The organism is Bacteroides cellulosilyticus DSM 14838 (assembly GCF_000158035.1).
GTDB classification, from domain to species: domain Bacteria; phylum Bacteroidota; class Bacteroidia; order Bacteroidales; family Bacteroidaceae; genus Bacteroides; species Bacteroides cellulosilyticus.
On the sequence record NZ_EQ973486.1, the window covers coordinates 110,520 to 124,772 of the forward strand.

The 14,253-nt window shown below is 43.2% G+C and carries 7 protein-coding genes and 1 pseudogene; 7 read left to right on the forward strand and 1 reads right to left on the reverse strand.

Annotation, left to right across the window (positions count from 1 at the left end):
- The 6 genes from BACCELL_RS00460 to BACCELL_RS00485 all read left to right on the forward strand — a co-directional run.
- Positions 1 to 1,541 (forward strand): RagB/SusD family nutrient uptake outer membrane protein (locus BACCELL_RS00460; RefSeq protein WP_007209497.1); only part of this gene is annotated, 1,541 nt, incomplete at its 5' end.
- Between the two features lie 14 nt (positions 1,542 to 1,555).
- Positions 1,556 to 1,912 (forward strand): hypothetical protein, encoded by a 357-nt coding sequence (locus BACCELL_RS00465; RefSeq protein WP_007209498.1) that lies wholly within the window; start codon positions 1,556 to 1,558, stop codon positions 1,910 to 1,912.
- Between the two features lie 12 nt (positions 1,913 to 1,924).
- Positions 1,925 to 2,782, forward strand: coding sequence for a hypothetical protein (locus BACCELL_RS00470; protein ID WP_007209499.1), 858 nt, complete (start codon positions 1,925 to 1,927; stop codon positions 2,780 to 2,782).
- Positions 2,783 to 2,900: 118 nt separating this feature from the next.
- Positions 2,901 to 5,495, forward strand: coding sequence for a xylan 1,4-beta-xylosidase (gene xyl3A, locus BACCELL_RS00475; protein WP_007209500.1), 2,595 nt, complete (start codon positions 2,901 to 2,903; stop codon positions 5,493 to 5,495).
- Between the two features lie 35 nt (positions 5,496 to 5,530).
- Complete coding sequence (locus BACCELL_RS00480) at positions 5,531 to 8,929, forward strand: PA14 domain-containing protein (protein ID WP_007209501.1); 3,399 nt, start codon at positions 5,531 to 5,533, stop codon at positions 8,927 to 8,929.
- A 173-nt stretch (positions 8,930 to 9,102) separates the two neighbouring features.
- Positions 9,103 to 11,946: a glycosyl hydrolase family 28-related protein gene (locus BACCELL_RS00485; RefSeq protein ID WP_007209502.1), complete on the forward strand. Its 2,844-nt coding sequence runs from the start codon at positions 9,103 to 9,105 to the stop codon at positions 11,944 to 11,946.
- A gap of 212 nt (positions 11,947 to 12,158) precedes the next feature.
- Here the strand turns inward: BACCELL_RS00485 and BACCELL_RS00490 are convergent, their stop codons facing one another.
- Positions 12,159 to 13,634 (reverse strand): sialate O-acetylesterase, encoded by a 1,476-nt coding sequence (locus tag BACCELL_RS00490; protein ID WP_007209503.1) that lies wholly within the window; start codon positions 13,632 to 13,634, stop codon positions 12,159 to 12,161.
- 315 nt (positions 13,635 to 13,949) lie between these two features.
- Here BACCELL_RS00490 and BACCELL_RS26700 point away from each other — a divergent pair.
- Positions 13,950 to 14,253: pseudogene (locus BACCELL_RS26700) on the forward strand (glycoside hydrolase family 71/99-like protein); the annotation flags it as partial.

Below are 14,253 nucleotides of genomic sequence, written 5' to 3' on the forward strand. Positions count from 1 at the left end.
CATGTGATGATGGATTACCCGGATCAGGTCTTTGGGGAGATAAATTCCATAGTGGTTCCTGGACGCCGGATGATGATCCTAATATGGGAGATGATAATCAAGGTGGATCTCCTACATGTAGCTTCTGGAATAATACTTATAAGAGAGTCAGAAAAGCAAACTTGTTCTTGGAAAACCTCTATAGAGCAAAGGGTGATGAGTCTGAGAAGACTCGCATGTATGCAGAAGCCCGTTTCTTGCGTGCTTTCTATTACTCTGAACTGGTCAGACGTTTTGGTGGAATTATTATACTGGATCATTCCATTGATGCTAATGATTACTCAGCATTGACCAACCAACCTCGCGAAACATTTGAAAACTCGGTAGAATGGGTTTGTAATGAATTGACAGAGGCTGCCAGAGATCTTCCTCCGGTTTGTTCTGCTTCCGATGTGGGGCGTGCAACAGATGCAGCTTGCTATGCAGTGATGGCTCGTTTACGTATCACAGCAGCCAGTCCTTTGTTCAATACGGATAGTCCGGTTCTTCCTGACTATAATACTACACACTATTATGGCAACTATGATAAGAACAGATGGAAATTGGCAGCTGATGCTTGCAGATTCATCATGGAACAGAGAAGCCAGTATTATGGATTGGATATGACGAATGAAACCGGTGCAGACCCGGATAGTTGGGAAAACTACTATCGTCGTTTCTTAGGTAGATACTTTATCGTAGGAAAAGAGTCTATATGGATTTCTTATGAGAAGAAGGAATGGGATTATGTGAAGATTCCTTGGTTGAATCGTTCTGCCGGTGGTTGGAATTGGGTAAACCCGACTTACGAACTTGCGAAAGAGTATGAAATGCTGAATGGAAAATTGCCGGAGGAACCGGAAAGTGGTTATGACTTCAATGATCCGGGTAAAAACCGTGACCCGCGTTTTAAGGCTACTATTTCGTATCCCGGTGCTCAATATGATGCGTATGGTTTCAAACCCTGGCAAGGCGGAAGTGCAAGTCATTTGCAAAGCCAGAAGACAGGTATGTGTTTGCAAAAGTACATAGATCCTCTTTTCAACGATGCTCTTGGATTGCCACGTAATTTGCGCAAGAATATTAATCATCTTTTCCGTTACAATGAGATTCTCTTGATTTATGCGGAAGCTATGAATGAATTCAGTGGTCCTACAACAGATGTTTATAAGGCGATAAATGACATTCGTGCCCGTGTTGGTATGCCGAATTTGCCGACAGGCTTGAACCAAGACCAGATGCGTGAGAAAATCCAACATGAACGTCGCGTGGAATTGGCATTTGAAGATTTCCGTTTCTTTGATGTTCGTCGTTGGAGAATCGGTGAGAAGGTATTGAATGGACATCTACATGGTTACGATGTAACCAAAGGTGAAAAGGGTGGTTTCTATACCCTCGTTACTGTAGGCGATCCGATGGTGTTTGAGAAGAAGCATTATCTGTATCCGCTTTCTACTAAGGAGATATTGATGAACCCGGCACTTGAGCAAAACCCGGGATGGCCTAAATTATCAACCAAATAATCAAACTAAGAATCATGAAAAGATATATATATCTATTCTTCATGCTGATGTGTATTGTTAGCTGTGAGAAGCCTGAAGAAGGCGTGATGCCCGAGAAGAGTGTAAATGCCAATATTGTACGTTTCCGGATTTATCAGAATCAGAATCTCTTTTTTGATGGAACGATTGATGCGGAAGAAAATACTGTGGTACTGACTATTCCCGATGGAATTGACGAACATACAATTCGACCGGAAGTATTGATTTCGGAAGGAGCAATCGTTACTCCGAAATCAGGAGAACTGCAAGATTTCACTAATCCTGTGGAGTACAAAGTAGTTTCCGAAAACGGAGAGAATACAAAAACGTATAAGGTTACAGTAAATTATTAAAGAGCAAACGATATGAAACGATATTTTATAGCACTGTTCATTTTACCATTGTTGCTGACTGCATGTGACAATGACGAAATCGAAATGATGCCTCCTTACATATTCTTTACTTACGATGTAGATACGTATGTAATGGACCTTGACAATTCAGATCCTGCTGACTTTACTATTAAAGGAAGTATTTCGGCTCAAGGCTTATTCAAGGCATTCAGTATGGGAGATCAGGAACTGGGAAGAGAAGACCTGGGAGATGATCCTAACAAGGCGTTTGAATGTAATGTGGCAATCAAGGGGAAAACGACTGCATTTGATGTTCCCTTTGTGCTGACAGACCAGATGGGTAATGTGGTGACCAAATCATTTCATTTTCTTACATCAGCACCGATTGAGGCTTGCCAAGTGACTATGGGAGCGCAGTACAATCCTTATCAGGGATTCTTCTTCTCTTTCAAAGACCAGAAGGTTTATTCGGTTACTGAGATGATGAAGATGACTGATCCGGAAGGTTTATGTTTCGGTTATAACATCAATAAGAAGCAACCGATGTTCGTATCTCCGACGGAGCTGATTAATCAAACGGTTCTGGCTGATTATAAAGGTAATAATATCTCCAGCTTCTGCGAGATAGTAGCCTTCAATAATATACCGTTCACCAAAGATGTATTTGATAATTTGAAGAATGATGCTTTTATGCGTAATCTGAATCCTATTGAATACGGAACATATACTTCTGTTTCCATAGCTGAAGGCAAGTCTTATTTGTTCAAGAATGAAGATGACTCTCTCAGAGGTATTGTATATGTTCAATCTCTGGAATCAGGGGTAGGCGGACAGGTACAGTTGACAATAAAGATGCAGAAAGTTAATTGATAGAGGTAACAGATTAGCAATTTATTGATTAAATGGTAGTGAGAGTCATTTTCGGCTTATAAATTAAGTTGAAAATGACTCTCTTTTGCTATTTCTTTGGTTATAATCGAATGAATGTATGAAGAAAAGATGGATAATATTGTGGCTGAGTGCGATGACTTTAAATGTTACCGCTCAGAATGAACCTTATAAGAATCCTGAATTATCGCCTTCTGAGCGTGCATGGGATCTACTGAAACGTATGACCCTGGAAGAAAAAGTAAGCCAGATGAAAAACGGTTCTCCGGCTATTGAACGCCTCGGAATACCTGCATACGACTGGTGGAATGAAGCGTTGCATGGAGTGGCACGCGCCGGCAAGGCAACGGTTTTTCCACAAGCGATAGGGCTTGCCGCTACTTTCGATAATCAGGCTGTTTATGAAACTTTTGATATCGTCTCTGATGAAGCCCGTGCCAAGTATCACGACTTTCAGCGCAAAGGCGAGAGGGATGGTTACAAAGGGTTGACTTTTTGGACTCCGAATATCAACATTTATCGTGATCCGCGTTGGGGACGTGGTATGGAAACTTATGGAGAAGACCCTTATCTGACTTCGCTGATGGGGCTGGCAGTAGTAAAAGGTCTGCAAGGTGGTGGTACTGGGAAATACGATAAAGCACATGCCTGTGCAAAGCATTATGCCGTGCACAGTGGTCCGGAATGGAACAGACATAGTTTTGATGCCAAGAATATTTCCCAACGTGATTTATGGGAGACTTATCTATCCGCTTTCAAAACTTTGGTGAAGGAAGGAAAGGTGAAGGAGGTGATGTGTGCCTATAACCGTTTTGAAGGGGAACCCTGCTGTTCGAACAAACAATTACTGATTCGTATCCTGCGTGAAGATTGGGGATATGATGATATAGTCGTTTCGGACTGTGGAGCTATTGGTGACTTTTATTATCCCAATCATCATGAAACTCATCCGACAGCTGCCGCTGCTTCGGCCGATGCGGTTGTATCCGGTACGGATTTGGAGTGTGGCGGTAGTTATTCTTCTTTGAATGAGGCTGTACGGAAGGGATTGATTTCAGAAGAAAAGATAAATGAATCGGTCTTTCGCCTATTGCGTGCTCGTTTTCAGTTGGGTATGTTTGATGATGATGCACTTGTATCTTGGTCGGAGATACCTTACTCGGTTGTAGAGTCAAAAGAACATGTGACCAAGGCTTTGGAAATGGCGCGTAAGAGTATGGTGTTACTGACTAACAAGAATCATACGCTGCCTTTAAGTAAATCTATCCGTAAGGTGGCGGTGCTGGGACCTAATGCTAACGATTCTGTGATGCTTTGGGCTAACTATAATGGTTTTCCGACAAAATCTGTCACCATTCTTGAAGGCATTAAGAGTAAACTCCCGGAAGGAACGGTGTACTATGAGAAGGGGTGTGATTATGTAAATACTCAAACTGTATTTAGCTATTTCGACTGCTGTTCCTATAATGGCAAGAAAGGCTTTAAGGCTACTTTTTGGAATAATAAAGAACTGAAAGGCGAAGCCGCAGCAACGGGGCATTTCAGCGAGCCGCTTAATTTTGGCAATGGAGGTAACACGGTGTTTATGCCAGGAGTAAAGTTGAACAACTTTTCAGCACGTTTTGAATCGGTATATACTCCGAAGGAATCAGGTGAAGTATCTTTTATAATCTCTGCTGATGACGGTTCCCGTTTGTTCATTGACGGAAAAGAAGTGTACTCAGACTGGCATGACGGACCTGCGAAAGAGCAAATGTATCGCTTGAATGCTGTGAAAGGGAAGAATTACAAAGTTGTATTGGAATATTTTCAAGCTGGTGGAGAAGCCTCATTGAAGTTTGATATAGGTATTAAGAAAGAAATTAATTATAAAGAGGTAGCGGATAAAGCAGCTGAAGCTGATGCTATCATTTTTGTAGGCGGACTTTCTCCCACATTGGAAGGTGAAGAAATGCCTGTGGATCTACCCGGTTTCAGAAAAGGTGACCGTACTAACATTGATTTACCGCATGTGCAAGCGGAAATGCTGAAAGCCTTGAAAAAGACAGGTAAACCGGTTATTTTCGTATTATGCTCCGGCAGTACACTGGCGTTACCTTGGGAGGCTGAGAATCTGGACGCAATCCTGGAAGCATGGTATCCCGGTCAGCAAGGGGGAACAGCTGTGGCCGATGTCCTGTTTGGCGACTATAATCCTGCCGGACGTTTACCGCTTACCTTCTATGCTTCGAGCAATGATCTCCCCGATTTTGAGGACTATGACATGAGTAATCGTACCTATCGTTATTTCAAAGGTAAAGCCCTGTTTCCTTTCGGACATGGTTTGAGCTATACTATTTTTGATTATGGTAAGGCCAAAGTGGACAAACAAAACGTTCGTGCAGGTGAAGGAATGACTTTGACAATACCTTTGAAGAATACCGGTAAGCTGGATGGCGATGAAGTGATACAAGTTTATTTACGCAATCCTGCTGATAAGGAAGGGCCGATTAAGACTTTAAGAGCATTCCGTAGAGTTTCCCTTCCAGCCGGTCAGACGGAAAATATCCGGATCGAATTACCCGCTTCGACATTTGAGTGTTTTAATCCGTCTACCAACCGGATGGAAATTCTTCCCGGAAAGTATGAGTTGCTCTATGGTGGAACTTCGGATGAGAAAGCCTTGCAGAAACTTACGATTACAGTAAAGAAATAAAAATCAGAACCTACTAATATCTAACACGAATATTTATGAAAAAGTATTTTCCTTTATTTTGGGTCTTCTACCTGCTTTGCGCTTTTTCGGCTCATGCAGGAGAAGGAAGATATACTATTCCGTTGACGGGAGGTGGCTGGTCGCTGTGGCTCGATAAAGAAGCGAGCTGGCAGAATGACCGCCTTTACCTTCCTCATGAGATAACAGATTTGTCATTGTTGCCGGTAAATGTCCCCACAGGTGGTTGGCAAACCCTGAGTCATAATCCCGATGCAGTTCCTGTCGAGGTACCGGGTACGGTGGAAGAATATCTCACTGTTACTGATAATCCTCGTCCGGAGAACTTTCGGGGAGTGAGCTGGTGGTATCGTAAAATTACGATTCCGGCAGATCAGCAAAAGAAACGCTTTATAATTAACTTTGAATCTGTCCGGATGCGCGCAGAGGTTTATCTTGACGGTAAGCTTGTGGCCTATGACCTGATTGGTGAAACACCTTTCCATGTGGATATTACCGATGAAGCAAAACCCGGAAAAGAACAGTTGTTGGCGATACGTGTCACCAATCCCGGAGGCAATTTCCACTGGCAGGATTTCGACATAATGAAATGGGGAGAATACAATATTCCTCCTTCGAGAAGCTTCACCGGAATTATCGGCAGAGTCAAGCTGGAGAGTGTGAATCCGGTTTTTATTTCTGATATCTATATGCAAAATACGCCTGAGCTGACTAAGGTGAATGCCATTCTGTCTTTCACTAATGAAACATCTTCCAGCGTGAAGCAGGATGTGGAGCTGATAGTGAATGAAAAGGGCAATCCTGATAAAGTCGTATTCCGGCAAACCTTGAAGGCTATTTCGTTCCCCGCGGGAAATCATGAAGTGACAATTCCTGTCAATGTTCCCGATGCCAAATTATGGGATCTCTCTACTCCGGAACTGTACACTTGCAATGTGTTGATAAAGAAGGGCAAGAAGATGCTCGACCAGGATAAGAAAGATTTCGGTTTCCGCTGGTTTACTGTAGACGGTGTCGGTAAGGATGCTGTTTTGCGTCTGAATGGGCGGCGCATTATGCTGAGAAGTGCGATCAGTTGGGGTTACTTTCCGGTGACGGGATTGATAGCAACAACCGAAATGGCTGAGAAGCAAGTATGTACTGCTAAGAGTCTGGGCTTGAATATGCTGAATTTTCATCGTTGCATAGGCAGTCCGGTTGTTCTTGAAAAGGCGGACGAACTGGGATTGTTATATTATGAAGAGCCGGGGTCTTTCCACTCAGCCAATCATGATCCGTTTATTCGTACCATAGTGAATGAGAAACTGAAACGAATGGTATATCGGGACCGTAGTCATCCGAGTTTGGTTATCTTTAATCTGATCAATGAATTTGGCGGGCCGTTGTCGCAAGATAAAGCGCTTGTTGCCAAGCGCATGAATGATATGCGTGAGGCACATGCCATTGATCCCAGTAGAATCATGTCATTCACATCCGGCTGGGCAGGTAGTGAAGATAAAGAAGAAGACTCCAAGGCGCACATGTTACCGTTTGATACTACTCTGTATCGGAAAGGATGGTATGATAATCACCGTGCCGGAGGTCCTGAAACCTGGGTTGAGAATTATTATAAAGGTCCTAAAGACAATATTATGTACACCAGCAACCGTACGGAAGTTTATCTGCGCGGTGAAGAGGGTGCCATATCTACTCCTCCTCGCATCCAGATGATATACGATCAAATAAAGAGCACGGGTAAAACAGGTTGGGACGGTCTGTTCTGGCAGAGCCAATATAAGGCTTTCGCTGATTATTTTCAAAAGAAAGGACTTGCTCCTCACTTTGGTAGCCTCGATGCTCTGACACGTGCAATGGGTAATGTCTCTTTTGAACATCAGGGAAGACGTATCGAAGGTATGCGAATGCAGAACCTGGGCGATGCCTATATGGTGAACGGTTGGGAAGCGATGCCCTATGACAATCATTCCGGTATTGTGGATATCTATCGTAATCCTAAGGGAGATTCTTCTGTTTTGGCGTACTATAACCAGTCGCTGTATGTAGCCGTTGCTTCACGCAATCAGGTTGTTAAGCTTCCAGGCATAGCGACGGTAGACTTTTACATAGTGAATGAGGAAAACTTGAAAGGCGCTCATACGCTTGACATCAAACTGATTGCTCCCGATGGAAAAGTGGTTTATACCAGAAATGAAGAAGTAAACATTAAGGGTGGCGAGAACTTTGGCCAGCTTTTACTGGAGAATGTAGAGATTCCTATCAATGGAATGGCAGGTACTTATCGCGTAGAAGCCGGCCTGAAAGCAGGCGGTCAGGAGATCTTTGCTTTGGGAAATGACGAGGTGGTTGCTGTAAGCTGGCAGGCAAGTGATTTGGCCGGAAAGGGTGCTTATTATGGAAGCAATAATGATAAAGTAGCCGCTTTTTACAAACAAGCCACCGGTAAGGAACTTCCGGCGTTTACTTCTGAAATGGGAAAGCTGGACTGGCTTGTTGTTAATCGTTCATCACTGGATGAACCGGTTGTGATCCCTTCGGCTTATTTCAAGGATAAAGATGGAAAGTCCAGTTTGAAGGCTACTTGGTATAGTGAGGCAGATATGAACATTGTAGCAGCTGTAAAGAGTGCTACAGAAATTAACCGGACTTTCGTAGACGGTGCGCAACCTGATGAGTCGGTTCCTGCCAATCAGCCTTTCTCTGTTGTGTGGGAGGGAGAGATCTATCCGCCTGAGTCGGGGCAGTATCTGCTTGGTGTTGAAACGGATCGTGGAGTACGTATGTATGTGGACGGCCGGCAGTTGATTGATGAATATTATAATGAATCTCCCATGAAGCAGGATAGACCTGTGGTGATGGAAGCGGGTAAACCGGTAAAAGTTAGGCTGGTGTATCGACAAACCCGTCAGTCCGGTCAGATACAGTTGAAGTGGTCTCAACCCAGTGCTGCCACCATAGCTCCGCAGAAGTTGTTTGAGCGGGTAAAGAATGAGGGTACCACATTGATTCTGCTTGGCTCCACTGAAACCTGGATGAAGTCTGTTGCTGAATATACGAATACGGTATACAACGGTTATTATAATGTTGGGAAAGACTGGATTGGAGGAATTCATTTTGTGAAGAAGCATCCTTTATTTGAAGGCCTTCCGGTGGACGATGCTTTGAATTGGCCCTATCAGGTCGTAGTAAAGAATGGGGATCGTAGATTCGGCTTCCGTATGCAAGGAGAAGAGTTAGTGGTGGGCTCTTATCGGAGTACTCCGTTTGAATTGGGTACAGCAGTGGGAGTTATTCCTTGCGGAAAAGGGAAGATTATTTTCTCTTCTCTGGATATTGCTGATAATTTGAGTGATCCGTCAGGTCCGGCAGAAGTGGCTCGAAAGATTTTGTGTAACTATATTAAATACTCTTTGCGTTAGGAATGTAAGTTCACTGCAGATAATACAAATCACTACAGATTATACAAATCACCACAGATTACACAGATTGACACAGATTCATGAATCTAATAATCAACGAAATAATTCATCAATCTGTGTAAATCTGTGTAATCTGTGGTGAGTCTTAATCCCTTTTAGAACAATCAATAATTATGAATCGAAATAACGAAACTACAGAAACGTTTTCTAAGTTGTGGGTAACAGCTATGATAACCCTAACGATGATGCTTCCTGTGAATGTCGCCTGTTCGCAAACAAAGCAGCAGGTACCACAGCAAAGTATCAAAACTATTTATCCCACAAAAGACTGGGCCATATCCGACTTTGTTGTGACTGCCCCTGAATTTGGAGCTAAAGCTGAACCGGGATTTGATAATAGAGCTGCTTTTCAAGCGGCTATTGACGCTGCATATCAAAGTGGTGGCGGAGTAGTATATATACCAGCCGGAAATTATGAGTTCCGTAGTACGCAGGTCGGTACTAAAAACGTCAGAGTTCGTCAAGGCCGTTCGGAAACAAAGAAAGATTTTCATTTTGAGTATGTTCTGCGTCTCCACCCTGGTGTGCAGCTTCGTGGTGATTGGGCTGATCCGGCATCCCATAATGGGAAAGTCCTTGGAACAATTCTCGAAGTACGTGTCGGTAAAGACTCACCGAATTACGATGGAAGTGTTGAAAGCTGGTGGAACGACGGCCAGGCAGATAATGCGCTTCGTACCACCTATACCAGTATAGCTGATAGATTCATAGAGATGAATGCGGGTACTGGAGTTACTAATCTCTCTATCTGGTATCCTGAACAGGATATCCATCATGTAAAACCATATCCGTGGACGCTGTTCCAAACCCAGGGAGATTGTGCTACGATAGAACGTGTCACTCTTGTAAACTCTTACAATGGTTTTAATTCTGCTCCGAGTGAGTTACATTATGTTCTGAACAGTTATATGACGGCTCTTAATAAAGGTATCGAAGTGCATGTATGTACCGATATCGGACGCATTGAGAATGTCAGGATAAGTCCTGAATACTGGGCAAATTCCGGTCTTCCGGGAGCACCTTCTCTTGAGGATGTAACAGCTTATACAAGGGCAAATGGCACGGGATATCAAATGCACCGTTCAGACTGGGAGTATGTTTCTTATCTGTATATATCAGGTTATAAAACAGGTGTGTGGATAGGGCGTGAACCCGGTTTTGCCGATGCTCCCAACGCTCAGTTGTATGAGGTGCATGTAGGCGACTGCGGTAACGGGTTGTACGTTGAAGATGTCAATCCGTATGGCATACTTATATCCAACTCATCCTTCGGAGCGGGTCAAGATGGTAATGCAGTGTATTTCTATAAGGATTTCAGCACTTCTGTACAATTCAACGGTGTGGATTTCAAAGGTTCTGTCGTAGGTGATGGCGACGGAGGGGTCGTATCGTTTGAAAGTTGTACATTCAGTGAATATAATGATTATGCTCTTAGGATGAACAGGGGTAATGTATTATTGTCCCAGTGCGAATTTAAAAAGAATGCCGGGCATGTCTATCTCGGAGCGAATATGCATACCTTGAAATCGGTTAATTCGGGCTATAAATCTAAGCTGAAGGTGGATAATCACAGTACTTCCGCTAAAGTGGAAGTTATCACAGGGAAGAAATACTTCTTTGAGCCCATTCCTAAAAATGTGAAAACAAATATCGACGTGCATCCAAGACCGGTATCGGATAGAGTATTGAAAGCGGATTTAGCGAGGGCGACTGGCTTTAATAATGATCGTCCCGTAAAAGACGTATCGGCTGATTTGCAGTCTGCGCTGGATGCTGTGAAAGCCGCTGGCGGAGGTACGCTCTACCTGCCGGCCGGAAGATATTTAGTGAATAACCCTATAAAAGTGCCTTCGGGGGTTGAACTGCGGGGATCATGGGATGTACAACATCACACACAAAGTGGTGGAACTGCCATATTTACCAATTATGATGGCGGAAACGCAGGAGAAAGCGGGCCTTCGCTCATACAGCTTGAAGCCCATGCAGGTATCAGAGGTATTACGCTGGCACAGCTTAATATCGCTTCCGATGGTTTTAGTGTTGAAAACCCGAGAAAGACCCCGTTCCTGATACAGGGACAAGGTTCGAAGGTGTATATTATAAACGTAACCATAGCTGTAGGTGACAAAGGGATAGACTTGGCTTCATACGACACGAGCGGGCATTATGTCGATTATCTGGGTGGTGTACCTTTAAGGGCAGGTATCTGGGTTGGCGGTGGCGCCGAAGGCGGATTCATCCGCAATATGCAGTTGAATCCTCATTACGGATCAAGGCTTCCGGAAGGGGGGCAAGGATATCCGGAAGTATTTATGATGCGCTTCGTACAGTCCAATTGCAGTGCGCTTAAATTTGCAGATGTCAAGAATCAGACTATTTTCAATAATTTCGTTTATGGCTCGGTATATGGAATCCATTTTCTGAAAGATGCAATAACAGGCAAGTATCCGGGGGAAATGACCGTTATAGGTCATGGTTCTGACGGGTGTACTTATTCTCTGTTTGTAGAAGATGCGGATAAGGATACTAAGATAGTTGCCATAAACTCAGAATTGGTCAATACTAAAATTCCAAATGAGCCGGTCAGGTCTTATGTTCTCATGGGAGATAAGGTCAATACCGATAAAGTTCATCCTGATGCTAAATTGATTTTGTACAATAGTGCATTTTGGGGCAGCCCTGTCATCGGGGCGATAATAAATAATGGTATTGTATCTTTCCAACAAGCTAATTTCTCACGTTCCGGTACGCAGGGTGTAGATGTTAGAGGTGGTAAAGCGCATGTCTATACTTCTTATTTCGCTCAAAAAATGGCGGAGACAACTGTCAAAGATGAAGGGTACGCCAGACTGGGAGCGCAGGGTAAATCGATAGAGTTTACTAACAACTACTATATTTCCGGTTTCCGGTTTAATAAGTCGGGAGAGGGATTGATTTATGGATCTGATAAGAAGTAGATGTTGGATGGATAGATTCTTGTGAATGTGACATTGTGGAATGGCTACACCCTTTTACCCGGATGGTGTAGCCTTGACCACAAAAGGGTGTAGCCATCCGGGTAAAAGGGTGTAGCTATCGCAAGATGTTTATTATAAGTAAGTTATATCAGAGCTGTACATGTTCTGTACTAAGATTCTCTCGGTCAGGAGGTATCTCTTAATTTATCTTTTTACCAGTTATCTGTTCGGAAAGGAATCAGTGGCAGACCATGAATATTGAAAACATTGGCTTCTGCATAGTTTTTATAGGCATACCGAACTGCTACCGGATGAGGTACTTTATCACTGGATACTGTCAGACGGGTAGTGCTGGTTTCTATTTCAGCAAATGCCGGATAGAATACTTTGTCTTCTCCTGCTATCTCAAACCCCTTGAGAGAAGTCCACATCGGGCACAATCCCCGTTGGGCATTTTCAACATTGATGTATATTTTGTTATCGGATATCTCCATGGATTTATAAATAGGTGATGCATATCCGAATCCTTTCTTACCGTAAGTCTTTGCAAGTGCCCAGAGCGCCAGACGGTTTCCGACAGTCTCTTTATCCATGGGATGTATAAAGACGGGATGGCCTATGTCTAAAGTTGAAACCATACCGCTATTCGGAATATCTTTCATGTTTTGCAGTTGTACTTCGCGCATCCGTGCAGCTGAAGTTCCATCTGCTCCTTCATAATTGAACGGGGCTATTTCCACAAAATAGAAGGGAAGCTCACCTCGGTTCCATTTGTTTCGCAAGTCTTTTACAAAGGCCGGCATCAGACTCTGATACAGATCGGCATTGTCTCGGTTACTTTCCCCTTGGTACCAGAGGAAGCCTTTGATAGCAAAGTTTGTGAAAGGGGCTACTTTGGCATTATACAATACACAGGGAGTAGCGGTTATATTCTTTATCTGCTCATCATTGTCAAGGATCGACAGATTGATACTTTTGAAAGGAGAAATCGCTTCCCGGCTCATCCATGCTTCCACTTTAGAACCTCCCAGGGTAGAAACGATAATACCAACCGGTACTTCCAGAACTTCCTGTATATATCGGGCGAAATAATAAGCGGCGGCACTAGTGTTTGCTACATTCACTGGAGTGTTTTCCAACCATTCACCCTGACAGTCTTTTTGTGGGGTCTTGCTGAATTGGCGCACCCATTTACCTTCTTGAGAGTCGGTATTGTATATGCGGATAGGGGTAGATGGTTTTGCTTTGGCAATCAGATCATTGGTTCCTTTGGTAGGTTGACGGTCGAATCCTCCCATCGGCATTTCCATATTCGACTGTCCGGAACAGAACCAGACTTCACCTATCAATACGTTTTTTAAAGTGAGCGGTTCACCGTCATTGAAAGTTATCTCGTAAGGTCCACCTGCCTGTGGAGTGGGGATTTGTAGTTCCCATTGGCCTTTATTGTCAGCGATAGCCTTGTATGTTTTGTTGTTCCACGAGGTCTTTACTGTCAGGGTTGCTTTGGCTTGCGCTTGCCCCCAGAGTTTGACGTCTGTCTGTTGTTGCAACACCATATTATCTGCAAGTACGGAGGGGAGTTTTACTTTAGCTTTTGCGTTGACAGAAAGAAAGAGGAAAGCTAACAGAAATGAGAAGTGTATCAGTGAGCATCCATTCATACGGTTTGAAAAAACTTTTTTCATAATATTCTTTATTAGTAGTTGAACTATGAGTTATAAACTATGTACAAAGGTAAGTCCGGGTTGTTATCTTGTGATTAATTTCGTATTAACTACATTCGAAATCTGTTTTAATAATCTTTAAAAAGACACTTTTAAGATGATTTTAATATAGGAAAGGCAAACAATCCTCATATTAATTGAAAATTAAGTGTAAGCTAATTGAAATATAACTGAAGCATTAATCTGTCGGGCTTACATTTGCAATGTGAAATAATAGACAATGGCAGAGGTATAGGTGGAAAGTTTTTTAATAATAGATATAAATAATAATATTTTATGAGAGTTAAGTTATTCATAGCATTGGGTATGCTTGGTATGAGTTTGTTCACTTATGCCGGTTCCAGACACGCCGCGGAGACTTCTTATCCGAGTTATAAAGGATTGGTAATGGCGGGATATCAAGGTTGGTTTCGTGGACCGCAGGATGGTACAAATCAAGGTTATGGCCATTATGGAACCGGAAAGCAATTTGACGAGAAACATTGTACCATTGATGCATGGCCCGATGTGAGCGAGTATGAGAAAACGTATGAGACTTCTTTCCGTCATGCCGACGGAAGAAAAGCACGTGTATTCAGCT